Source organism: Arenibacter sp. P308M17, from assembly GCF_003426735.1.
GTDB lineage: Bacteria > Bacteroidota > Bacteroidia > Flavobacteriales > Flavobacteriaceae > Arenibacter.
The window spans coordinates 119,385-143,441 of record NZ_QVON01000008.1 but is presented as its reverse complement, the minus strand read 5'-3'; the positions used below and the strand labels follow the sequence as shown (position 1 = coordinate 143,441).

The window sequence follows — 24,057 nt, the reverse complement described above, 5'->3', positions numbered from 1 at the left end:
AATATCGGTTATTAAAAGTCTTCTAATCAAAGAAATAAATATGTCTTGGGACTATTTCAAATTCCATCCCTCCACCTTCAATATTGCCTCGGAAGTTCCTTTAAAATTGGCACTGATCATACGTTCCTCCCCTGGTAGTAAGTTCATAAAATTATCTTCCCAGAAAATGGGCAATATAAGTTCTCCTGTCCATTTATCCACTACCTTTAGGTTGACCAAAAATGCTATATGATCACTGTGGTTTTTAAGTGCTACTTTGATATTTTGTTGTTCCCCGTCCCGTTCAAAATAATGTGAGTGCCCCAATTGAATTATAGGTAGCCCGTTCAACTGTGTAAAGTCCGCATACACCTTGCTAGGGGTATGAAACGCAAAAGGCCCCAAATCGGCCTCGTAGTCCAATACCTCTTCCTTAGTGGATAACCAATAAAAATTATTGCTGATCTCTGAGCCTGTTATATCCAACAAACGAAGGTCTACAAAATAGGTAGTCGTAAGCCCTTTGAGATCTCCCAATTCGAAAATGGATTTTGATGAATCCGGATCCAGAGTAAAGTTCACCTTCTCATCTAACAACTTTTCGGACCCTATGGAATATACCCTAATATGGGCAGACAAATTTTCTGCCGGTCTTAGGTAATCATTAATGGCATAAATGTTTTTATCGCCATAATTGTAGATAAGACTTAAGGGCAAACATGCCTTTTGAGTGGCATAAAACGCAGCTGTTGGGTTTAGGTAATAATCGTACAGCTGCCAATACATCTTGGGCCAGGCCGCATTCAACATCCATTGGATAATACCGGTGGATTTCCTTTTATTTACCTGAAAGGCTTCGAACATGGGCCTCATAAGCTCATAGTTCATTGCCTGGGCCTTTTTATCGAACTCCTCCAAAGAACTTGGAGCCCCGTATTTTTCCTCAATGGCCTTGGTAAATCTACTTAGATCGGCAAACTCATACCGTCCGCAATGAAAGTTCCAGGTTTCCCCAATGGGCCATAATTGCTGCTGAGGAATCATTTTTTTTAAACTTTCCAATTGGGGTACCTGGGCTCCTGGACCCGTTTCGGTGTTGAACCCATAGGCCCCACCAAACTTAGTATCTGTAAACCAATATACCGGGGCAGTATAGGCATAAGGGCCCAACATTTTTACCCCGGACGACCCGCTGATCTCGCTAATAACATCCTCACTACCTATAACGTGCTGGTCGCTTCCCACTCCCCCTGTAGAATTTAAATAGGGCCTTGTAGGGTCATATTTGGCAAAGGTGTCTATATATTTTTGTTCCAATTCCGTAATCGGCACCTTGTCACTGGCTACGGTCCATACAAAGATGCTCGGATGGTTGCGCAGCCATATTACCTGATCTTCCCAGGCCTGGGCAACATGGGTTATATGCTCGGGTTTATATACACCTCCAAAGCGTTCATTAACGGGTACCCCCATATGGATCTCATGTTCCCAATGGCAACTCCAACCTACCATCAACAATATACCGTTTTCATCGCAGAGGTCGTACAATTTGTGATCCTTTCCCCAAAAGCCTTCCAAACGAATACAATTCAGGTTCATTTGTTTTACATATTTCACCTGTGCCTCGATGCCTTCGTCCGTATCCATTAAAAGCATATCATCTGTCCATCCGCCACCTTTGATCAATACTTTTTGGCCATTTACCTTATACCCCCGGTGAATATCGTTTAACCAATAATCCTCTATATCGCGAATGCCAAATCTCAGCTGGGTGGCATCCAAAACCTCCTCCCTGGCAACAAATTTTAAATCCAGATCGTAAAGATCGGGATTGCCCAGATTTATGGGCCACCAAAGTTTAGGTTGCTTAAAATGGAGTCCTACAAATTCCTTACTGTTAAAGGTGACCAACTCTTTATCCTTTGGAGCCAGGCTGATACTTTTCTTGAATACTACCTTACCTATTTTACCTATTAAATCTCCAGAAATTGTAGTATTGGAACAATTGGTCAGTTCCGCAGAAACAGCAATATCGGCCTCTTTCAAGGTATCAAGATTTACTTTGGTCCTTACAAAGGGATTTTCAATCCGTACCCCACCATGAAGATACAGGCTGACAGGTCTAAAAATTCCCATATTCCCGTCTGGCGGGGCTGGATTCCAATCTACAAAGCCTATACTAAAATCGCCGGGTCGGGGGGGGACTACCTCAATGGCCAAGATATTTGATCCATCTTTAATATGAGTACTTACATCAAAGTTGGTAATGCGAAATGCCCCATCTATGACAGTATCATCGGCTATTAACAGCCCGTTTAACCATACGTTGGCCTTATAGTTTATACCCTCAAACTGTAAACTGGCAAATTCATTGGATTGCTCCTTTGTAAGTTCAAAACTGGTTGCATACCACCAGGATACTTTAAATAATTCTGTTGGAATGGTCTTTAAATTCTCCCCAAAATAGGGGTTTTCGTAAACCTTGTTGGCCACCAAAGTGCTCAAAACCGTTGATGGTACTACCGCAGGCAACCAATTTTTGGAAATAGAGGGATCGGTTGAAATTACACTCCCCTTTTCCGAAACCTCATTTGCACTCTGGATTCTCCAATTATCCGATAACTTTATCTGGAAGGACTTATGCATTATATATATTTTATCAGTAGTGTCCGATTAAAGACAAAAGACCACTTCGTTGCAAGACTTAAGACCAAAGATCCGATCACAACCAGCTGATTTAAAGCATCCCTTTTTATTAAGAAAAAAGACGTCAATGACTCTAAATAATTCTTATTAATGGACTTATGATGATTCATAAATATTTTATCGGACAACAATATTAATTTATTATTCCTTCTTGGACTTTAATTTCTTTATGGTACTCTTTGCCTTCCATATCATTCCACCTCCAATGGATATTAGTATTAAACCGGCAACCATGTCGGTCATATGTCCTATAAAAGTTTCCGTATAGATCATTGCAAAAAGTACAATACACCCAAAAACCATAATAAAAACCCCAAGAGCATTGTTAATTTGAGCGGCCTTCAGGCGCGCATTTATTTCATTTGTCTCCATATTATTCTAATTAAGGGGTTAAAAATGATTATAGATCGATGCCAAAATACAAAGCACGGCAATAGACCATAGTTTTAAATTGTTCCACCAGTGCCGATCTTCCTTGGCAATACCCTGGTAAACATACTCTGTAGGCAATATCAGCACCAAAATACCTATTAATGCATACAAAGAAAGAAATATCATTTTTGCAGTTTCTTGCGAAACACCGGAGAGCCAGTCAAAATTGAACATATTACAGTTTTTTATTTTCCACTAAAATTTTTGAACTAAACACCAAGCCCTTAAGTTGTTCTTCGGTATGCTTCTTGGTGAGCAGACTTACTACTACATTAATGATAAACCCTAATAGGAAGGACCACCAGGAAATATAAAGAAACGGATCCTCTATGGTGAAGAATTGCTCCTTGAATACATTTAGGTAAATGGCAAACCCTATCCCTATGACCAAGGCCGAAAGTCCTCCCCATTCCGTAGTCCTTTTCCAGAATATCCCCAAAAGGAGAATGGCGAACAATGGACCTTGGAAATAGGACATAAAGGTTTGTATGGCCACATAAATTCCAGGGAAATCACTGCTAATAGGTGAGGTAGCGACTCCTATGAGCAACAGCACCAGGGTAGTGATCTGTCCCACCTTTAAATAGTGTTTGTCATCCGCCCCTTTTTTAATAAACGGTTCGTAGATATCCTTTGTAAATAAAGTGGCCGTAGAATTCAACAAGGAATCCACGCTGGACATGAGTCCCGCAAAAAATGCGGCGAACATAAGTCCCACCAAACCGGGAGGCATGATAGATTTGATCATCATTGGAAGTGCCTGGTCCCCATCTGCCAACCCGGGATGGACCACTACGGCCATAAGCCCCGGAAACAAGACCAAAATTGGGATAAACATTTTAAGGGCAGATCCAAAAATCATACTTGCCTTGGCGTGCCATTCGTTCTTGGCGGTAAGGCAGCGCTGTACAATGGACTGGTTCCCTATCATATAGGCATTGGCCATAACAAAGGTTAGACCAAAGAGAATTCCGGTCCATGGAAAGGGCGATTTCGTATCCTGGGGTTGAATAATGTCGAAATGATTGCGATACTCCGGTCCCATGGTCGCGATTTTATCTACCATATTATCCCATCCTCCCACTTCGTATAGGCTAAGAAAAACCAGCGCAAAACCTCCTATGAACATGATTATAAATTGCACAACATCGGTCATTATTACAGCGGTAATCCCCCCAAAATAGGTGTATAGACCAACCACGCCCGCTGTAGCAACTATCGAAATCCAAATGGGCCACCCCATAAGTACATTTAATAGCACCGCACTGGCCCAAAAAAGTACTCCCAAATCCAGGGCAAAGAACAAAATCCAGGTTACGGAGGCAATGGTCCTTACCTTTTGGTTATACCTTCTGCCCAAATATTCCGGAATGGTGTACATACCCCCTCTCCAGAAATAGGGTATAAAAATAAATGCCGCCAACAACATGGCCGGAACGGAACCTACCCAATCAAAGTTGCCTACAGATATACCATATCTATATGCTTGCCCGGACACCCCTACAAAATCCAATGCCCCTATGTCCGATACAACAATAGACATACCAATAGCCCAAAAAGGCAAGCTTTTGCCTCCTAAAAAATAGTCTTCGGAACTACTGACAAATTTTTTAAAATATAGCCCCAATAACAACATTCCTATTATATAAGCTATCACTATAAAATAATCTATCCCTGCTAACATAGTTTGGCATTTTGGTTAATTAACTACAAATTAAATCCAAATAGAAGTGATTGAATAAGTAAATCTTATTGCATTTGCATAGTATATTGACATAAGACCTAGTTTTTTGACATATTTATTGATAATTAAGTTAAAATTACAGCAGTTTTGCTGCGTGTGAAATATTAAGCGATTACTAATGTCAAGGCCTGTCCATACCTATATATATAATACCATCCCTATTTGGTTTAACTATAAATAGACCCTAAATAATTGGGTTCAAAGCTGGCCCTGTTTACGGTTAATAAACATTCTTGCCAAAAACCAAACATATCTTAACCTAAAATTTTCAATATCTTAATATTTAACGCATTAGGGTTAAAATTTAATAGGTATCTAATAAAATACCATGCTTTTGGTCGATTATTTTACAATAGTTTTGTTAACGAAGTGCTAATTACTCAACCTATTAATAAAAATAAATATGAAAAAAAGCAGCTTGAAATTTATGACTTTCCTTTTGTTCAGCATGGTTTCCGGAATCATGTTGGCACAACAAGGCGTAACCGGAGTCGTCAGCAGTGATGATGGCGAATTGCTCCCAGGGGTGTCCGTGGTAGTGAAGGGAACAACCACCGGTGTCACCTCTGATTTTGATGGAATCTATAGTATTTCCGTTCCCAACAGTAGTGCCGTTTTGGTATTTTCCTATTTGGGAATGGAAACCAAGGAAGTTTCCGTTGGCAACCAAACTACCCTTAATGTTACCTTATCTACCTCCTCCGAACAGTTGGATGAAGTGGTCGTAACCGCTTTGGGTATTTCCAGGGAAAAGAAATCCTTGGGGTACTCGGTAAGTGAGGTAGGCGGTGATGCATTGGACAATGTGCCTCAAGAAAATGTGGTAAACGCACTTTCGGGCAAGGTATCCGGGGTCAACATCAACTCTACCGGTGGGGCCGGTTCTACCGTAAACATCAATATAAGGGGTGCAGCTTCGTTATCCAGTGATAACCAACCTTTATTCGTGATCGATGGTTCCCCTGTTATCAATACCGCCAACAACATTACAGAGATAGGTAGGGATAACAAAGTGGATTATGGTAATGCCATTTCCGATCTCAATGCAGACGATATTGCCAGCATTACTGTCCTAAAAGGAGCTAGTGCGGCCGCACTTTATGGTTCCAGGGCTGGTAACGGGGTCGTATTAATTACAACCAAGTCCGGAAAATCAAAAAAAGGAATGGGGGTAACTATTAATTCCAGTACAGTTTTTGATATTCCCAGTCGTTTCTTGGATACCCATAGGAGGTTTGCTACAGGCTCCAGGCCGTATACCGAAGATAACTTTCCTGCCAATTCCTATGGAGCTATTGTCATCGGCGAAACTTCTTCAGCCTGGGCAGGTCCTGAGCTGGACAAAGGCATCATGGCCATCCAATGGCCGTATAGCGCAGAAGAAATAGCTAGTGGTGTTCCTGTTCCAAGGGAATTGAAGTCGTACAACAATCCAAAGAATTTCTTTCAAACGGCTATTACAACCACCAATAACATTTCTATCCAAGATAGTAATGAAAAAATTAATTACAGGTTGTCCTATTCGGATTTAAAGAACAAAGGGAATATCCCTAATACGGATTTAAACAAACATAGCATCAGTTTAAATTCAGCGATAAAGCTAAACGAAAAATTTACGGTCAGTACCAGTCTTAACTATACAAAATCCGGTGCGGACAACAGACCTGTTGGTAACCGCGGTGCCAACGCAATGCAGGCAGTTTACGAATTGAACCCACATATTGATGTGCGCCAAATGAAGGATTATTGGTTGCCAGGATACGAAGATATCTTCCAAAATTCACCTTATAATTTTGGGGACGATCCAACAGCAACTGAATGGAACAACCCTTATTTCTTAGCTTACGAGAATAATAATGGTTTTGAAAGAAATAGGTTTTATGGTAATGTAAAAGGAGAGTGGAAAATCACCGATGATCTAACGGGTATGGTTCGTTATAATATGGATGAAATTAACGAAACGCGAGAAACCAAATTGTCTAAAGGATATACTGAAGACATGAACGGGGCCTATGGTATCAACAAAATTTTTACCAATGAAACCAATATCGATTTCTTACTAACGTATGCCAAAAGACTGGAAGGATGGGATTTCTCCATATCCGGAGGTGGTAACAAAAGGGTTTTAAAAGGAAATAATTTATTAAACTCCACAATACCTAGAGGATCTGGACTATTAACACCAGGTCTGTTCTCCTTATCCAATATAGCCAACGACAATTTGATTTACTCTTACAACCGTTACGAAAAACAAGTAAACAGCTTGTACGGAATGGCCAGTATTGGAATTAAAGATATGTTCTATGTAGATGTTACGGGAAGAAATGATTGGTCCAGCACCTTACCGGATAATAACAATTCCTATTTTTACCCTTCCGTATCTACCAGTTTATTGGTGAATAGGCTTCTTGGTTTCGGCAATGGGGTATCCTTATTTAAACTTCGTGCAGGTTATGCCGAAGTAGGGAACGATACTGGGGCGTACAACCTACAACCTACTTTAAATGGTGGCTCTTCATGGGGATCGGGATCTTTGTTATCCGTGCCTTCTACGCTACTTAACCCGGATTTAAAACCAGAAAGTATTTCCTCTTGGGAAGCGGGAGCTGATTTGGCCTTCTTTAACAATAGGTTAAGTATGGATTTTACTTATTACACCGCCGATAACGAAAATCAAATTTTTGGAATTGCGCTTCCTATCTCCTCAGGATATAGCTCTAAAAACACCAATGCCGGTCTATTAAGAAGTACAGGTATAGAAGCGGGTTTAAATGCTACCATTATAAACTCCAATGATTGGCGTTGGGATATGGGCTTCGTATTCAACAGAAACCGAACCAAGGTGGTTGAATTGGCCGAAGGGATGAATTCCATTACGTTATGGACCGATGCACGTGGTGGTGCCATTACCTGGGTGGGTGAAGAAATAGGAAATATTTTTGATGCCGCCCTAGTGCGTGTTGATGATCCCAACTCTCCCTATCATGGTTGGCCCATTATTGATGATTCCGGTTTCGAGAACAGTGATAGAACAAGGGAAGATGCAGACGGAAATAGGGTTGCCCCAATAATTGGTAACTTTAACCCCGATTTCACTTTAGGGATGACAACATCTGCTTCCTATAAGAACTGGAGCATCTCCATGAATTTTGACTGGAGAAAAGGCGGACAGTTTGTTTCCCAGACCCACAGATACGGGGAGTCTGACCTACACACCCAACGATGGCTCGATAAACTGTATAATTTTAACGACATTTCCGATATTCCTGCGTACTTAAGGGAAAATGCAGACCAATTCTTATCAGAAGATGGTGAATTCTATGTATTGGTAGGTGGCCCTACCGCAGCAGATGGTGGTTTTCCTGTTACTGAAGGAGGCATTACTTTAAACGATGGGGTGTTTATGCCTGGGGTTCAAGGAGAATATGACGATAACGGCAACTTTGTGGCCACTGCTGAAAACCTTGGTGGCCCTGGTACTGTATATACAAGATACCAAGATCACTACGGATGGGACTTTACCAGAAATGCAACTTTTGATTCCGATTTCTTAAAACTAAGGGAAATTTCCCTTACTTATTCCGTGCCAAGTAAACATATAAAGCAAATAGGGCTTCAAAATCTAAATATCTCCCTATTTAGCCGAAATATTATCCTATGGACCAAGGCCGATATAGGAATCGATCCTGAGATGGCTTTCCAGCAGGAATCAAGTACACAAGGAGGAAGTGGTATCCAATTTAAGCAAGGTATAGAGCGCTTTAACATAAGTCCTTTTACCATCCCAGTAGGTTTCAAACTTAACGTAAGTTTCTAATTAGGCACTTTAAACAAAAAACAAAAAATCATGAGTAAAATAAATAAGATATTTAAACTATTTCTTGTAGTTTGTCTACTGTCCGCTACTTCTTGCGACAATGAGCTTACAGAAATAAACCAAAACCCTAACGGGGTAGATCCTAGCCAAGGCAATCCAAGTTTTCTACTAACGCAAGTGATGGTGAATACCGCTTTGGACGTGGGTAATAAAGGCTATAGTGGAGAACTGTCTGCCTTTGTGCAATACACCCAAAAGGATTCTTGGGGCAATAACAATTACGATTGGGACGGTAACGGATGGAACACCTACTACGGAAACTTGCGTAGTGCCAAACTGGCCCTACAACGGTCTCAAGAATTAGGGTATACTTTACATGAGGCCATTGCCCAAATATTAATGGCGCAGAACTTTGTTACCTTGGCAGATTACTATGGAGATGTACCTTATTCTAATGCCATACAAGCTGACGAAGATGTTATTTTACCAACATACGATTCCCAAGAAGCCGTTTATAAAGGGGCTATTGCCGATTTTGTCGCCGCTGCTGCCTCCATTTCGAACAATATGAGCAATTTGGAGTCCATTAGTCCAAGTCAGGATATTTTCTTTGGAGGCGATGCCGAAAAATGGATGAAATATGCCAACTCCTTGGCCCTACGTTATTACATGCGCTTGTCAGAGAAAGACCCCTCTTATGCACAAGCGGGCGTAACGGCCACCTTGGCAAAACCTTTGATCAGCAGTGTGGATGAGGAGTGTGCTTTGGCCTATACAGGTATATCCAATGAAACTGCCCAACCAAGTAACAGCGCAATAGGAGGACCATCCGCCTTCAATCGTGTTAAGCCCTGTACTACTTTTACCGATAGATTACGGGAACTGAATGACCCAAGAGCCAACATTTGGTTTGCACCTGTTGCAATTCCAATTAAAGTTGTGGCTGCCGCAGACGTTCCTGGTGGGGAAGATGATGTAGTAGTGGATGGCGTACGTTATATCAATGAAGAGACCCTTGCCGACAACGGTCTAAAGATATATGACAAAAATACCTGGAAAGCCGATCGTTTGGCCGGGTTAAGTTTAATAGATACCAGTAGTACTTATGTAGGTATTCCCGTTTCCTATCAAGGATCGGAACCATATAGCTATAACCTGAACCCTAATCCGGTACAAGGGGGTGGCAATGTACATGTTTCCTTGATGAACGATCAGTTTAAAGACGCCAGTGGTGAGTTTTTAAAGGCCAGGGTAATGTCTTATGCAGAGGTTTGTTTCTTAAAGGCCGAAGCCGCTCTAAAAGGTTGGGGCTCCGATGCAGAAGGAAATTATAACAAAGGGGTACAAGCATCTTTGGAAACCTGGGGAATTGGGGGTGAATATGCAGATTATATAGATAATGCCGAAGTTGCTTATAACGGTACCTTGGCCCAGATTATGGAACAAAAATGGATTGCCAACTTTGCTACCGCTTCTGAGTCCTATTTGGATTGGAGACGCACCGGACTTCCAGATCTACAGACCGGACCATTTGCCCTATCTGCCGTAATCCCGGTTCGTTTTCAGTATCCGGATGAAGAAAGGAACATTAATGAAGCCAATTACAATGCGGCATTATCTACCCTGGAAACAACGAGCTACACCAACGATGTGCCCGGAAAATACGAAAACGACACACCATGGTCCAAACCATGGATATTGCAAGGAGTAGATAAACCTTGGTAATTAAAAATTGAGTTTAGTTAGTTTTGAAATACCCTGGGAAACACAGCCCGGGGTATTTTTTTTTCCTAATTTATGCTACCATTGATCCAAGTATCAAGGAAGGTTCCGTAAGGTTTGTTCCATTACTCCTTAACAGTACAGCTATCGCCTTCCTTTTTTACCCCCAGTTTAAATAAAATCTTTTCCATAAGACACCATTCGGTAAAGGCCGATTGGAAAAGGTTTACCCCAACAAAAGCGGTAAACCACAACCAATTTATGTCTACGTATACGGCCAAAAGAACACTAACAACTACAAAAGCTCCGGCTATTGCCCTGATATATCTGTTCATCATAATCTTATTTTTTAAAGGTTATTAAATATACTTTTCTATGGGAACCACAACAGCCCTTATGGGATTGTTGGTTTCCAAATTATTGTTGAATTTGGAGATAAGTTGAAAAAGCACCTCAATACTCTCTTCTGTGGTAAAGGAGAAAAACATAGTGGATCCTACTCCTCCTTTTTCAGTTGGGAACCAATTTGCTGCCATTAACACGGAAGCAGGGTTTTTATACCCATCAATATCGGAACCACTGAAGCTTTCAATATTGGCTTTTTTAAAAAGTTGTAGCATTTCCTTGGCGTACTCTTCCACAACGGTTACTATGAGTAATTTCATAATTACATATATTATTAAATTCCAATTATTTAAAGTTCTTCCTTTCTATCATATAGTACACCAAAGGCACTACCAACAATGTAAGTATCGTGGATACAATGGTACCACCCATCAAAGAAATGGCCAGTCCTTGGAAAATGGGATCGAACAGGATTACAAATGCCCCAATTACCACGGTTCCCGCTGTTAACAGAATAGGGGTAGTCCTTACGGCACCAGCCTCTATTACCGCCAGCTTCAGAGGAATACCTTCAGCCAATCGCAGATTGATAAAATCTATCAACAACACCGAATTCCGTACCATTATCCCCGCCAAGGCAATCATTCCTATAAAGGAGGTTGCTGTAAAAAACGCATCCAACAGCCAATGCCCCAATACAATCCCTATTAAGGAAAGTGGTATGGCCACCATCATTACTACAGGGGCCTTAAAATTCTGGAACCAACCCACGATCAATATATATATGATGAAAATTACCCCTAAGAAAGCCAATCCCAGATCCCGGAATACCTCCAAGGTAATCTGCCATTCCCCATCCCATTTTACAGTATAATTATCTTCGAAATCGGGTTGCTTTATATACAGTTCATCTATGGAATAGCCCTTTGGCAAATTCATTGCCTTTAACTTATCGGTCATGCCCAAAATGGCATACACCGGACTTTCCAGTTCCCCGGCCATATCGGCCAGTACATAGACCACCCTCTTTTGGTTTTTTCTATAAATGCTCTTGGCCCTTGTGGTTTGCTCTATGGTTACCAAATCCGCTATAGGGACCATATTCCCTAACTGGGATTTCAGCTTCAATTGGGCAATATCCTGGATAGTGGATTTTTCCTTTTCCTCCAAGGCCAAAATCAACCCTATTTGATCGGAAGCATTTTCGTCGTACAGGTTGGTCACCGCCCTTTCTGACAAGGCCATATTCATAGTATGTGCAATTTGCTCTGGTGCCACACCATAAAGCATTGCTTTTTCCTTGTCTATGATAAACTTATATTCCACCTGTTCGGCCTCCACCATCCAATCCACATCCACCACGTCCGGGGTATTTTTCAAAATCTGCTGCACCTGATTGGCAATATCTATTTGCGTATCGTAATCCGGACCGTATATTTCCCCCACAATGGTAGAAAGAACGGGAGGTCCCGGCGGTACCTCAACAATCTTTACGTTGGCATTATATTTGTTCCCAATACGTTGTATTTCTGGACGTAATAAACTGGCTATCCCATGACTTTGGGCGGTTCGATCTCCCTTATCCAACAAATTCACCTGAATATCGGCCATATTACTTCCACCACGCATATCGTAATGACGTACAAGTCCGTTAAAGGTAATTGGTGCGGAAGTACCCACATAACTTTGGTAGTTGACCACTTCCGGACGGGTATTCAGATATTGTGCAATCTCCTTGGCCACCACTGCCGTACGCTCCAAAGTAGTCCCCTCGGGCATATCTATGACCACCTGAAATTCGTTTTTATTATCGAACGGCAACATTTTTACAGCTACGGATTTGGTAAAGAACATCCCAATGGATCCCAATAACAACAAGAAGGTTATTCCCAAAAACAACCAACGTCTTTTCTTGTTTTCAAGCAAAGGATTTTCGAACTTTTGGTACATTCTATAGATTAAGGTTTCTTCCAAAGGCTTTTCTACCTTTTTCCCTCCCTTTTTATCCTTCTCCCTAAGAAATATATATCCCAAATAAGGCGTGATCGTCAAGGCCACAAAAAGGGACAACAACATGGCAATGGAAGCGCCAATGGGCATCGGTGACATATAAGGTCCCATTAGACCGGAGACAAATGCCATGGGCAATACGGAAGCAATTACCGTAAAAGTGGCCAGTATAGTAGGATTCCCCACTTCATTAATGGCATACAAGGCCGCCTGTTTAAAGGGCAAGCGTTTCATTTTAAAATGCCGGTGCATGTTTTCCGCAATAATAATGGAGTCGTCCACCACAATACCTGTTACGAAAACCAATGCAAATAAGGTAATACGGTTCAGGGTATAGTCCAACAAATAATAGCTCAACAAAGTCAGGGCAAAGGTGATGGGTACGGAAAGAAACACTACCAATCCTCCACGCCATCCCATGGCCAACATTACCACTAAAGTTACGGCTATTATGGCGCCGATGAGGTGCATCAACAATTCCGATACTTTATGGGAAGCCGTTTCCCCGTAGTTGCGGGTCACCTCCACATGCACATCGTCCGGAATAAGGTTCTTTTTTAAATGAGCTACTTTCTCCAAAATAATATCCGAAATATTCATGGCGTCCGCCCCTTTTCGCTTGGCTATAGAAATGGTTACGGCAGGATATTCGGATTTATAGGTTTCCCCCTTTTCACTTCCCCGTCCAAAACCTAGGGATACGTATTCCTTGGGAATTTCGGGACCATCCTGTATACTGGCAATCTGCTTCAAATAAATGGGACGGTTCTGTTGTACGCCTACCACCAAATTTTCCACATCGGCAGCAGTTTCCAAGAATTTACCGGTGGTCACCATAAACTCGGTATCATTCTTAACAAAAGTACCTCCACTGATTTGTTGGTTATTGGCTTTGATCATTTGGGCTACGGATAGAAAATCCAATCCGCTTTCCGCCAATTTATCCTTGTCCAATACCACCCTTAATTGCCTGTTTCGCCCACCAATTCTTTGGGTGGCGGACACATCGTTTACTTTTTCAATTTCATCCGTAAGTTCCTGGGCAATTTGCTTTAGTTGGTAATCGTCATAACTTTCACTCCATAAGGTAAGTCCCAACATAGGAACATCATCTATAGCCCTGGTTTTTATCAAAGGGAAGGTAACGCCTTCCGGCATTTCGTCCATATGCTTATTGATCTCGTTCTGGAGTTTCACAAACGATCGTTCAATATCCTCACCTACATAAAACTGCACTATAACCATTCCCTGTTCCTCCATGGAAGTAGAATACACATACTCTACGCCCTTAATATTGGAAATTAACTTTTCAAGGGGTTTGGTTACCCTGCTCTCCACTTCGGTAGGACTAGCCCCTGGGTAGCCTACAAAGATATCCGCCATGGGTACATCTATCTGTGGCTCTTCCTCCCTTGGAATCAGGAACGAACTGTATACCCCAATGACCATGAAAACGATCATTAGAAGCACCGTTAATTTAGATCCTATAAATGCTTTGGCAATTTTGCCTGCTAATCCTTCTTTCATCTTTATATGTTGTTAATGTTTTTGGGCGTTACCTTCGCTTATTCTTGAATGACCCTGTTCCTATTTTCTTATTCCTACAAGGTCTTGGAGACCTTGCAGGAATGGAGGTCTTGGAGACCTTGCAGGAATGGAGGTCTTGGAGACCTTGCAGGAATGGAGGTCTTGGAGACCTTACAGCATTGCTCCGCTATGACGCTCTCCTTTTGTTTCAACTCCCTTTTTAGCCTAAATCCGCTAAAAGTCTTGGGGTAAACGCTTCAATCCCTGACAGTCGTAGGCAGGCCCAACGCCTACCCGAATATTCAATCTCGAGTTACTGAATACTGATTTTGGCCCCGTTATACAATTTCCCCTCTGCCGATATTATATATTGTTCCTCGGTGGAAAGTCCTGACAATACCTCTACGCTATCGCCATTAGTCCTGCCCAACCGCAACCAGCGCAAAAGTGCCGTATTGCTCTCACTAACCGTATACACCCCGGATAACTGTCCGTTGTTCACTAGTGCCTTTACAGGAATAAGCACGCTATTGGTATTCGCTTTTTTAGCTGTTGGAAATTGTACCGTGGCGTACATACCAGAAAGTAAATTGGACTTTGATTCGTCCAACATTACCTTAACCATATATTGTCCTCCAGTATTTTTGGCAGATGTACTCACTTCCGCTACAGTTCCTTTTAAGGATTCGTCCAAGGTCTTAATCACTACTTCCACTTCGGATCCCGGTTGAATCTGTAGGATATCCGATTCGGGTACCATGGCCACAACCTGAAAATTCCCCGGGATTTCTACTTCCATTAAGGGCATCCCAGGGCTTGCCATGTCTCCGACCTTTATAAATTTGTTAGTGACCACGCCATTAAAAGGAGCACGTATATTACTATAGGAAAATTGGGCGTTTACCTCGTTCTTCATTTGTTTGGCCCCTTCCAATCTGGCCTTGGCCATGTTGTAATTGGCCGTAATATCATCCACCTCCTTTTGGGAAGCACTGTTCTCATTAAACAAGATCGTAAATCTATTGTAATCCTTTTCAGCATTGTTGAAAGCAACCATTGCTTCGGTAATCCCAGCATCTACCTGGGCCAATTTGGCAGATATATCTGCATTATTGATACTTATCAATTGCTGCCCTTTATTAACTTTATCCCCTACCTGCACGTAGATTTTATCTACGTAACCCATCATTCGGGTACTAATATTGGCACTGTTTACCGCCTCTATCTTTCCACTGGCGGATAGGAAAGGACTGCTGTTTCCTTCAGAAACCTTACCCACTTCAACGGCTACGGCAGGAGCATTCTCCGCTACAATTTTATCATCGTTCCCACAACTACCAATCGTTATGGCGAGGATGAAGAGTGTTGCTATGTATAATTTTGTTTTCATATCTAGATATTTATTGTTTTTCAATGGTTAGACCTGCCCGACTTCTTCGTTCCCGTCCGTACCGGAACGGGCGGACAGGCGGGTGTAATTCGCAAATCTTCAATCGTGTTTGCGACCAGTTTTCGGTTATGCCCATTCCATGTTTTTCGTTTAATTTTTAGTGTTGATTGCAAGTGTTCCTTTTTATGGTTTCTTATATTGTTAACGGTATGTGGCTATTCCTTGGTCAAAAACCTTACATAGGCCAAGGCGTAATTATAATTGAAAATAGTTGTGTAATATTCCAATTTCTTTTGTGAAAATTGGGTTTCGGTATTTAATAGATCGGTTGTTCTTTCCAAGCCTTGCTTAAATCTATTGGTCCGGATACGGAGGGATTCTTCCGACTGTTGCAATGCTAAAGAGGTAAGCTCCAAATTGTTTTTGGCGTCTTGAAGCAAACGCATGGCCCTATTCAACTCCACCTGACTTTCGGCTTTATATTGATTCATTTCCAGCTTGGATTTTTCAAATTCGGCCCTACTCTTTTGCAGCTTTCCAAAACGTTTGCTGCCTTCAAAAATGTTCCATTTTAATTCTGCCCCTATCAAATATCCATTGGCATTGCCCTGAAAAAGGTGGTCATCGTGCAATTCATAGGTTCCAAAAGCATTAAGGCTGGGAAGAAAACCCATTTTATCGGCCCTGTACATTTGTTGGTATGCCTCGGTGGACAAGGTCATGGCCTGCAGGTCCTTTCTATTTTCTGGCAATCCTTCCGTATAAATGTTGGTGACCACAAGGGTCAAGGAATCCGATGGTTGTAAAACAGCATAACTGTTATCGTTCATCAAGACGGATAGGTAATTGGAAACATTGTGGATATTGCTCCTGGCGCACTGCAACTGATTGTCTATTTCGGTTAGCCTAACGGCTACGGCCAACACATCCGATTTTTGAAGATACCCCTGTTTAAAACTATTGTCTGCCAAACGTTTATTTTCCAATGCCGCCTTTTTTGCCTCCTCCAAAACGTTTACGGACTTATAGGCCAATTGTAACTGCATATAAGTCTTTTCTACCTCCAACTCCATATAGTCATTGGTCCTATCGGCTTTTAATTCCACAGCATTTAATTTGGCTTTTGCCGCCTTACGCTGAAAAATTCCGTCCAGATTTACCAAAGGCTGCTGCACAACTATGCGCGTGGCGTAATCCTCGATCTGACTAGGGTTGTTTAATAAAAGGGGATTAAAATCCGCTTGGATCAAAATTTCCTGGTTCAATTTGGAACCAAATGCCATTAGGGGGTTGGTGGTAGCCATAGCGGTATGGGAGACGCTTAAATTGGGCAATATCACTGCATTGGACTGATTAAAATCTCCTTTGGCGGCCAACACATCCTGTTGGGACATTTTAATGGTATTGTTGTTTTCCCTCACTTTGGCCAACACTTCTTCCTTGCTGATCAATACCCTTTCCTGAGCGTGAACCAAGGACAAGGTTCCCAAAAAAGACAGTATATAAATGATATTCTTCATCGCTTTAATTATTTAGGACAAAATTAGGGGGAGAAAAAAGATTGCACAGTAACTAATGTTACCGACAAAAAAAGGCACTTTCCTATACAAAGTGCCTTTGTATCTTTCTGTTGTGGAGATACGCTACTATGCTGCTTTTCGGGTGCCCCCATGACCACCTGCTACGATCAACATTATTTTTATGCCCAACCAAATGAATTTAAAAAATTGGACAATAGGGTTCATCATATAAAAGCGCTTGGATTTTGATATTCTGCGTGTCATATTCTTGATTTTTGGGTTAATGGGTTTTGTAATTGCCATATGGCGTCCCTATCGTTATTGGAAACAGCTTTTATTCCGGAATCAACCACCAAAAAGGTTTCATTTTGGCCTTATACAAAAAGGCATAGTGTAAAGCCAACTTAAGCCAATGGCCCGCCAAACCAATTTCTCCGAAGGTTTTCCCCAATTGCCGTCCTTGGGTATCGGGATACTTATTATAATCCGGGACTATGGGAAAAGTGGTTATACTAATACCGCTTCCCTTGGTCATCCCATAACCTGCAGAGGCTATACATGCGGCACCCATATTGCCCATGGAGCCCCGGTGATGTAGGGAGGTCTTGCCATTCTTTATGGTATCTATAATATTGTCGGCCACCAACTTTGCGGTTATGCCGGACGGCATCCCCGTTCGTGGAGGCGATGGAGAAATAGCCGTACCATTTTTGCTTACCCTGGGTTTTGATATGGCATGCGGGGGCGCAAAAGCTATGCCCGGGGCAAATATATTGGGATAGGAAGGATTTTGATAGGTCTCCGGCCAATCCTGAACGGACCATTCCTCATAGGGTTTAGGGGTATAGTCGGCATCTACGATCATAAAACCTTTGAACAATTTTTCCGTAATATCTTGGCCACTCTTATCAAAGGCCTTAAAGCCATGGCCCGAAAAAGCAGGAATCAACATCGCAAAATCGTATGTTTCCCTATGGTATTCCCCATCCAAGGTTTCATAGTGAGCCAATCCATCTTCAATTTTATTTACCCCGGCACCAATGATCCATTTTATGCCACGGTCTTCAAAAACCATTTCTACCATTTCGCTCGACTTCATGATGTTGTTGCCGTAGCTCAAAAGCATCCCATCCATTCCAAAATCCCCCAATTGCGGCTCGTTGGCAATCCAGACCAATTCTGCCATATCCCGGACCTTATGCCGTCTTAATTCTTGTTCTACATTTAAAATGTACTCAAAAGCAGCACCTTGGCAGGTAGACTTGGCATGGCCGGTACCAATCAATATTTTGGCCTTTTTACCTTGTTTCATCTGCTGTATCAAATCATCAAGAGCTTTCCAAGCCTGGTTGGCGTGATGGTAGGTACAAACAGAATAGGCCTTGTTGGTGCCAGGTACCAGACCCTCCGTCATATCAAAGGCCAGTTTGGGACCTGTTGCATTGATCAGATAATCGTAGGTAACCTTTTCCTGTTTCCCTTTTTGGTCCTCCGTAACATATTCCACCATAACAAAAGGTTTTTCCACTTCCTTATCCCCTTCGGGATGAAAAGTGACCACCTTTGCCTGCATATACCCTATTTTTTTCTTTTTGTAAAGTGGGGCCAAAGGAAAGATAATATCCTTTGGTTCCATTCTTCCAATTCCTATCCAAATATTGGAAGGGATCCATTGGTAATTGCTATTGGGGGAGACCACTAAAACTTCGTGTTCCTTGGATAGTTTTCTACGGAGGTGCGCTGCGGCCACATGACCTGAGATTCCAGCACCCAGAATGACTATTTTTGACATTGCGATCGGATTTATTAAAGATAAATTTAATGCTTCGCCCAAACACTTAATATGATTATTATCAGCATGTTAAATATTATTGCGAATATAAATTTGAGACTTTAAAATTATTTCCACAGCAACATTTGTTACAGAGACATTATAAAACCATTTCAATAATTGGCGTTTTAAAAAAACCAATTATGAGCCTAAACTAACAGATGCCAAATAAACATGATTCCAGAGTTACATATATTTTCTATAAGAAAAGGAAGTGACCCCTAATTGAAGAACCTAAGGCCATGTAAAATAAATCTTTTATAGCTCAATCCTGCGATGCCTATTTTTCCCCAAACAACCAATTAGGTCTTTGAGGTTTTTTAACCAATTTAAACCTTTCAATAGCATGGGTCTTTATGTGCGCTGCCATCTCCTCCACAGAGTCGGTTACGAACAACAACTCCATGTCCTTAGGGCTTATACTTTCATTCTCCGCCATAATCCTTATGTGTTCACAGAGCTCTTTATGGTACTCGGACCCGAAAATGACTACTGGAAAATTTTGGATCATCTTGGTTTGTATCAGGGTAATGGATTCAAAAAGCTCGTCCAATGTACCCATGCCGCCGGGCATAACCACAAAGGCATACGAATATTTGATCAACAGGAACTTTCGTACAAAAAAATACCTAATGTTGATCCATTTGTGGAGATAGGGGTTCGGTTTTTGTTCAAAGGGCAGTATTATATTGCAGCCTACGGAATAACCTCCCGCTTCATAAGCCCCTTTATTGGCGGCTTCCATAATGCCGGGACCCCCGCCCGTCATCACCGTAAACCCCATATTGGCCAAGGCGGCACCAACCTGTTCGGCCTTTTTGTAAAATGGATTGGTCTTGTCAAATCTGGCCGATCCAAAAACCGTTACGCAGGGGCCAATAAAGTGCATTTTTCTAAATGCCCTGATAAAACTGTATTGTACCCTAAAAGTAAAAAACAGTTCTTTAAACCTGGAGCGCGGCCCACTTAGAAAACGTGACTCTTCTGGTTGTAAACGGTTGTTGTTGTGGTTATTTTCCATTAACTTACTTTTTTATAACTCATCACTGCCAAAGCATTCATGACTATGGCAAATACCAATGTTTTCAATACTTGGGGGTAAATATCGGAAAGGCCGGCCCCTTTTAACATGACCATTCGCATTACCTGTACAAAATATTTAATAGGATTGAATTCCGTTAACAGCTGTGCCCATTGCGGCATACTTTCTATAGGGGTAAACAAACCGCTCATAAGAATAAAAATAACCATAAAAAACCAGGCTATAAACATGGCCTGCTGTTGGGTATCCGTAAAATTGGAAATAAAGAGACCCATGCCCAAAATCACCAAAATGTAGATAATGGTATAGAGATACATTAAGGTTATGCTTCCGACTATTGGAATGTGGAACAATAGTTTAGAAATAATGAGACCCACTGTCAACAAGACCATACCCAAAACCAAAAAAGGAAATAATTTTCCAATAATAAACTGGTGTTTTTTTATGGGGGTAACGTTAATTTGTTCCAAAGTACCAATTTCTTTTTCCCGAACAATATTCATTCCAGATAGAAAAAGGGTAATCATGGTCACCAAGAGGACCAATATTCCTGGTACCATAAAGGTTTTGTAATTCAAGGTCTCATTGTACCAGAAAGACGGGATGGTTTCAATATTCATCGGCTGGTTCCCCGACCTGTTAAAAAGGGATAATTCTACCAGTGCCTTTTTATTGAACTGTTGCACAATCTGATTGATATACACATTTTCCACCCCCGCAGCTGCTCCATCAATAGCATTGATTATAACCGACAGATCTGCTTTTTCATTTTTAAGAAGCTGCCTTTCAAAATAAGAGGGAATCTCTAGAATTACATCCACATTGCCCTCCAGCATTGCCATACCTGCCTGTTTAGCCGATGGAAATTGGGCCACCACGTTGAAATAGGTCGAGGCTTCAAATTTTTCCACCAACTCTCTTGAAAGCGAAGTTTTATCATTATCAACAAAGGCAAACTTTATATTTTTTACTTCAAAGGTGGCGGCGTTGGACAGAATGATCAGTTGTATCAACGGCAAGACAAAAATAATGGGCAACATCGCCTTATTTCTAAAGATCTGTTTAAACTCCTTTTGGATGATATAGCGGATGATGTTCATATACTTTTAAGTACTAAGTATTAAGAAGTTAGTATTGGGATGATGAAATTTAAATTGATTTTTAAGGCCTTATCTTTTGACCATAATTCATTTGCATTGTCTTTAACTACCTGCCAAATTACCTTCACTCCAATCTTATTTTATATTTTTTTACGCTCAAGCCTATAAAAAATATGGTCATTCCAATCAATATTACAGTTTCTTTCCAGACATAGGCCAATCCCACTCCTTTTAGCATTATTCCCTTTATGATGATTATAAACCATTTGGCAGGAATTATATTACTGATCATCTGTAATGGTAAAGGCATACTGGAAATAGGAAAAATAAAACCGGACAATAATATAACCGGCAACATCAGTCCCATTAATGAGGTCATCATGGCTGCTTGTTGGGTCGCGGCAATTGTGGAGATTAGAATGCCCAACGACAGCGCATTTATGATAAATAAAGTACTCTCTGCCCCCAATAAAAACAAACTGCCCTGCACCGGCATTTTAAAAACAAAAATGCTTAAAAGAATAATCACCACGGCGTTAATAATGGACAGCAAAATATAAGGAACTACCTTCCCCACAATAACTTGGAACGGGTTTAGAGGAGATACCAGCAAAATTTCCATGGTTCCCAATTCCTTTTCCTTGGTAATGGATATTGAGGTCATCATGGCCGATACCAGCATTAGGATAATGGTCATCACCCCTGGCACAAACATATATACACTTTTTAGTTCCGGATTAAATACCATCCTTGTTTTTGGTATTATTTGGTAAGGAAGGTTTAGTCCTTGATTTAATTCCTGTTGGTAATTCTGTAAAATAGACCCTATATAATTGCTTATCGTATTCGCCGTATTCGGATCGGTGGCATCCGTAAGAATTTGAACGGTAGCTTTTTTTTGGGTAACCAGGTTTTTGCTAAAATCCTTTTCAAAATTGAGTACTGCCTTTATTTTGCCTTTTCTAAAGGTAGGTTCGATCTCATCCTCATGGCTTATAAACCCTTTGATACTGAAATATTTTGAAGTTGCTATTTTATTTATGATCTCTTTGGTATTTACATCCTTGGAATGATCCAAAATGGCGATATCTACATTATTGATCTCATTGGTAATGGCAAAACCAAAAAGCATCACCTGCACTATAGGCATACCGAACAAGATAAACAGCGAACGCCTATCCCTTAAAATATGGTAAAATTCCTTTTTGATGAATCCTATAAATCTGTTCATTTTGCCTTTATTATTCTATGTTCCTTGCCAGTTTTAGGAATACCTGATTCATGGAATCCACTTGAAACTGATGTTTTAGATTCTTTGGCGTGTCCAAAGCCTCTATCTTTCCGGCCACCATAATGGACACCCGATCACAATATTCGGCCTCATCCATATAATGGGTGGTTACAAAAATGGTAACCCCTCTATTGGCCTGCTTATAGATCATTTCCCAAAATTGGCGCCTGGTTATGGGGTCTACTCCTCCAGTGGGTTCATCCAAAAAAACAATTTTTGGATTGTGGAGCAGGGCAACGGAAAAGGCTACTTTTTGTTTCCATCCCAAAGGAAGGGAACCCACTAGGGAATCGGCCATATCATGCAATCCCAGTTCATTGATCATGGCTTGCGATTTTTCTTTGATGTCTGCCGATGACAAGCCATATATACCTCCAAAAAAGACAATATTTTCCTTAATGGTCAAATCATTGTACAGGGAGAAACGTTGGCTCATATACCCAATATTCTTTTTTACCTGTTCGGCCTGAGTAAGCACATTATAACCGGCCACCGTGGCATTACCGTGGGAAGGTTCGGATATTCCAATCAACATTTTCATAGCAGTTGTCTTTCCGGCCCCATTGGCACCCAAAAATCCAAAAACCTCACCTTTTCCCACCTCAAATGAGATGTTATTTACAGCGGTGAAATCCCCGAACATTTTGGTCAAGTTCTCGACCTGTATCATATTATCTTTTGTCATCTATTCATTTACTTTAGATAGATCCATAAAGGTATCCTCAATAGTTGCCACCGTCTCTTTAACCTCAATATCCCTATGCTGTCTTTCCTCCAAATACCTAGTTAAATCCATTGGCCTAAATGCTTCGGACTTAGGGGTAAAATGAAGATATTCTCCAAATGGATAAGCGCTATGGATATCGGGGTAAATTCTCAAGTCTTCGATTAATTTATAGGTGTTGGAACTACGTACCTTAAAAATTTTCTTTGGGAAAGATGCGATAATTGCCCTGGGCGTATTGATCTGCAATATTTTTCCGTTGGTGATCAACGCAATCCTATCACAAAGTTCGGCTTCATCCATGTACGGGGTAGACACCAAAATAGTGATATCCTTTTGCTGTAACCGTTTTAACATCTCCCAAAACTCTTTACGGGAAACGGGATCTACCCCTGTGGTAGGCTCATCCAAAAACAACACCTTGGGTTTATGGATCAAAGCGCAGCATAGGGCCAGTTTTTGTTTCATCCCACCCGATAATTTTCCTGCCCTACGATCTTTAAATGGTTCTAATTGGACATAAATATCCTTGATCAAATCATAGTTCTCCGCTATTGTAGTTCCAAAAATAGTAGCGAAAAAATTAAGGTTTTCTTCCACCGTAAGATCTTGGTACAAGGAAAACCTCCCCGGCATATAACCCACGTGATTTCTGATATCCTTGTATTGCTTTAGAACATCATATCCGGCAACGGTAGCATTTCCCTTATCCTGAATCAATAAGGTGGTCAAGATTCGGAAAAGTGTTGTCTTTCCTGCGCCGTCCGGACCGATCAAACCAAACAGTTCCCCTGGCTTTACATCAAAGGAAATATCGTCCACAGTTTTTACTTTGTTGTACGATTTGCTGATATTGTTTAGAATGATGCTCATTTTC

19 protein-coding genes are annotated in these 24,057 nt (G+C 41.2%); 3 read left to right on the top strand and 16 right to left on the bottom strand.

Translation table 11 applies throughout. The annotated features are described in order from the left end of the window. Positions 1–51: 51 nt before the first annotated feature. From D0S24_RS17785 to D0S24_RS17770, 4 genes are all read right to left on the bottom strand, one after another. Positions 52–2,625, bottom strand: coding sequence for a glycosyl hydrolase 2 galactose-binding domain-containing protein (locus tag D0S24_RS17785; protein ID WP_117021173.1), 2,574 nt, complete (start codon positions 2,623–2,625; stop codon positions 52–54). A 201-nt stretch (positions 2,626–2,826) separates the two neighbouring features. Beyond that, complete coding sequence (locus D0S24_RS17780; RefSeq protein ID WP_117021172.1) at positions 2,827–3,057, bottom strand: hypothetical protein; 231 nt, start codon at positions 3,055–3,057, stop codon at positions 2,827–2,829. 18 nt (positions 3,058–3,075) lie between these two features. After that, positions 3,076–3,291, bottom strand: coding sequence for a hypothetical protein (locus tag D0S24_RS17775; RefSeq protein WP_117021171.1), 216 nt, complete (start codon positions 3,289–3,291; stop codon positions 3,076–3,078). A gap of 1 nt (position 3,292) precedes the next feature. Then, on the bottom strand, positions 3,293–4,801 hold the full coding sequence (locus D0S24_RS17770) for a sodium:solute symporter family protein (protein WP_117021170.1): 1,509 nt from the start codon (positions 4,799–4,801) through the stop codon (positions 3,293–3,295). Positions 4,802–5,264: 463 nt separating this feature from the next. On the opposite strand from D0S24_RS17770, the gene D0S24_RS17765 reads away from it, so the two are divergent. Together D0S24_RS17765 and D0S24_RS17760 are read left to right on the top strand one after the other, a co-directional pair. Continuing rightward, positions 5,265–8,678, top strand: a complete 3,414-nt coding sequence (locus D0S24_RS17765) for a SusC/RagA family TonB-linked outer membrane protein (RefSeq protein ID WP_220377782.1) — start codon at positions 5,265–5,267, stop codon at positions 8,676–8,678. A 30-nt stretch (positions 8,679–8,708) separates the two neighbouring features. Continuing rightward, a complete protein-coding gene (locus D0S24_RS17760) occupies positions 8,709–10,403 on the top strand; it encodes a SusD/RagB family nutrient-binding outer membrane lipoprotein (RefSeq protein WP_117021169.1) in 1,695 nt (564 codons plus the stop codon). 122 nt (positions 10,404–10,525) lie between these two features. Here the strand turns inward: D0S24_RS17760 and D0S24_RS17755 are convergent, their stop codons facing one another. The 3 genes from D0S24_RS17755 to D0S24_RS17745 are packed head-to-tail and all read right to left on the bottom strand — an operon-like array spanning position 10,526 to position 14,282. Next, entirely contained in the window at positions 10,526–10,738 is a 213-nt protein-coding gene (locus D0S24_RS17755; RefSeq protein ID WP_117021168.1) for a DUF2892 domain-containing protein, read from the bottom strand. Between the two features lie 21 nt (positions 10,739–10,759). Next, a complete protein-coding gene (locus tag D0S24_RS17750) occupies positions 10,760–11,065 on the bottom strand; it encodes a hypothetical protein (protein ID WP_117021167.1) in 306 nt (101 codons plus the stop codon). Positions 11,066–11,090: 25 nt separating this feature from the next. Next, positions 11,091–14,282, bottom strand: a complete 3,192-nt coding sequence (locus tag D0S24_RS17745) for an efflux RND transporter permease subunit (RefSeq protein WP_117021166.1) — start codon at positions 14,280–14,282, stop codon at positions 11,091–11,093. Between the two features lie 48 nt (positions 14,283–14,330). Here D0S24_RS17745 and D0S24_RS17740 point away from each other — a divergent pair, with 48 nt between their 5' ends. Continuing rightward, on the top strand, positions 14,331–14,534 hold the full coding sequence (locus D0S24_RS17740) for a hypothetical protein (protein WP_117021165.1): 204 nt from the start codon (positions 14,331–14,333) through the stop codon (positions 14,532–14,534). Between the two features lie 61 nt (positions 14,535–14,595). Here D0S24_RS17740 and D0S24_RS17735 read toward each other — a convergent pair whose 3' ends face one another. From D0S24_RS17735 to D0S24_RS17700, 9 genes are all read right to left on the bottom strand, one after another. Then, positions 14,596–15,672 carry an efflux RND transporter periplasmic adaptor subunit gene (locus tag D0S24_RS17735; protein WP_117021164.1) on the bottom strand — a complete coding sequence of 359 codons (1,077 nt, stop codon included), beginning with the start codon at positions 15,670–15,672 and terminating at the stop codon, positions 14,596–14,598. Between the two features lie 215 nt (positions 15,673–15,887). Beyond that, a complete protein-coding gene (locus D0S24_RS17730; RefSeq protein ID WP_117021163.1) occupies positions 15,888–17,192 on the bottom strand; it encodes a TolC family protein in 1,305 nt (434 codons plus the stop codon). Between the two features lie 126 nt (positions 17,193–17,318). Beyond that, the gene (locus D0S24_RS21185; protein ID WP_181938130.1) at positions 17,319–17,456 is read right to left on the bottom strand and encodes a hypothetical protein; all 138 of its coding nucleotides are present in this window, start codon (positions 17,454–17,456) and stop codon (positions 17,319–17,321) included. A gap of 70 nt (positions 17,457–17,526) precedes the next feature. Continuing rightward, entirely contained in the window at positions 17,527–18,984 is a 1,458-nt protein-coding gene (locus tag D0S24_RS17725) for an NAD(P)/FAD-dependent oxidoreductase (RefSeq protein ID WP_117021162.1), read from the bottom strand. A gap of 319 nt (positions 18,985–19,303) precedes the next feature. Then, the gene (locus D0S24_RS17720; protein WP_117021161.1) at positions 19,304–20,044 is read right to left on the bottom strand and encodes a TIGR00730 family Rossman fold protein; all 741 of its coding nucleotides are present in this window, start codon (positions 20,042–20,044) and stop codon (positions 19,304–19,306) included. Continuing rightward, complete coding sequence (locus tag D0S24_RS17715) at positions 20,044–21,165, bottom strand: ABC transporter permease (protein WP_117021160.1); 1,122 nt, start codon at positions 21,163–21,165, stop codon at positions 20,044–20,046. The genes D0S24_RS17720 and D0S24_RS17715 overlap by 1 nt, the downstream gene beginning before the upstream one ends. 124 nt (positions 21,166–21,289) lie before the next feature. Continuing rightward, on the bottom strand, positions 21,290–22,396 hold the full coding sequence (locus D0S24_RS17710) for an ABC transporter permease (protein WP_117021159.1): 1,107 nt from the start codon (positions 22,394–22,396) through the stop codon (positions 21,290–21,292). A gap of 10 nt (positions 22,397–22,406) precedes the next feature. After that, entirely contained in the window at positions 22,407–23,141 is a 735-nt protein-coding gene (locus D0S24_RS17705; protein WP_117021158.1) for an ABC transporter ATP-binding protein, read from the bottom strand. Next, positions 23,142–24,053, bottom strand: a complete 912-nt coding sequence (locus D0S24_RS17700; RefSeq protein ID WP_117021157.1) for an ABC transporter ATP-binding protein — start codon at positions 24,051–24,053, stop codon at positions 23,142–23,144. Between the last annotated feature and the right edge of the window lie 4 nt (positions 24,054–24,057).

What these genes read in the sequence shown, in the direction of transcription:
- D0S24_RS17720 (WP_117021161.1), bottom strand. Translation starts at nt 20,044, where the DNA reads ATGGAAAATAACCACAACAACAACCGTTTACAACCAGAAGAGTCACGT.
- D0S24_RS17770 (WP_117021170.1), bottom strand. Translation starts at nt 4,801, where the DNA reads ATGTTAGCAGGGATAGATTATTTTATAGTGATAGCTTATATAATAGGA.
- D0S24_RS17785 (WP_117021173.1), bottom strand. Translation starts at nt 2,625, where the DNA reads ATGCATAAGTCCTTCCAGATAAAGTTATCGGATAATTGGAGAATCCAG.
- D0S24_RS17755 (WP_117021168.1), bottom strand. Translation starts at nt 10,738, where the DNA reads ATGATGAACAGATATATCAGGGCAATAGCCGGAGCTTTTGTAGTTGTT.
- D0S24_RS17765 (WP_220377782.1), top strand. Translation starts at nt 5,265, where the DNA reads ATGAAAAAAAGCAGCTTGAAATTTATGACTTTCCTTTTGTTCAGCATG.
- D0S24_RS17750 (WP_117021167.1), bottom strand. Translation starts at nt 11,065, where the DNA reads ATGAAATTACTCATAGTAACCGTTGTGGAAGAGTACGCCAAGGAAATG.
- D0S24_RS17710 (WP_117021159.1), bottom strand. Translation starts at nt 22,396, where the DNA reads ATGAACAGATTTATAGGATTCATCAAAAAGGAATTTTACCATATTTTA.
- D0S24_RS17730 (WP_117021163.1), bottom strand. Translation starts at nt 17,192, where the DNA reads ATGAAGAATATCATTTATATACTGTCTTTTTTGGGAACCTTGTCCTTG.
- D0S24_RS17775 (WP_117021171.1), bottom strand. Translation starts at nt 3,291, where the DNA reads ATGTTCAATTTTGACTGGCTCTCCGGTGTTTCGCAAGAAACTGCAAAA.
- D0S24_RS21185 (WP_181938130.1), bottom strand. Translation starts at nt 17,456, where the DNA reads ATGACACGCAGAATATCAAAATCCAAGCGCTTTTATATGATGAACCCT.
- D0S24_RS17725 (WP_117021162.1), bottom strand. Translation starts at nt 18,984, where the DNA reads ATGTCAAAAATAGTCATTCTGGGTGCTGGAATCTCAGGTCATGTGGCC.
- D0S24_RS17745 (WP_117021166.1), bottom strand. Translation starts at nt 14,282, where the DNA reads ATGAAAGAAGGATTAGCAGGCAAAATTGCCAAAGCATTTATAGGATCT.
- D0S24_RS17780 (WP_117021172.1), bottom strand. Translation starts at nt 3,057, where the DNA reads ATGGAGACAAATGAAATAAATGCGCGCCTGAAGGCCGCTCAAATTAAC.
- D0S24_RS17715 (WP_117021160.1), bottom strand. Translation starts at nt 21,165, where the DNA reads ATGAACATCATCCGCTATATCATCCAAAAGGAGTTTAAACAGATCTTT.
- D0S24_RS17740 (WP_117021165.1), top strand. Translation starts at nt 14,331, where the DNA reads ATGACCCTGTTCCTATTTTCTTATTCCTACAAGGTCTTGGAGACCTTG.
- D0S24_RS17700 (WP_117021157.1), bottom strand. Translation starts at nt 24,053, where the DNA reads ATGAGCATCATTCTAAACAATATCAGCAAATCGTACAACAAAGTAAAA.
- D0S24_RS17705 (WP_117021158.1), bottom strand. Translation starts at nt 23,141, where the DNA reads ATGACAAAAGATAATATGATACAGGTCGAGAACTTGACCAAAATGTTC.
- D0S24_RS17760 (WP_117021169.1), top strand. Translation starts at nt 8,709, where the DNA reads ATGAGTAAAATAAATAAGATATTTAAACTATTTCTTGTAGTTTGTCTA.
- D0S24_RS17735 (WP_117021164.1), bottom strand. Translation starts at nt 15,672, where the DNA reads ATGAAAACAAAATTATACATAGCAACACTCTTCATCCTCGCCATAACG.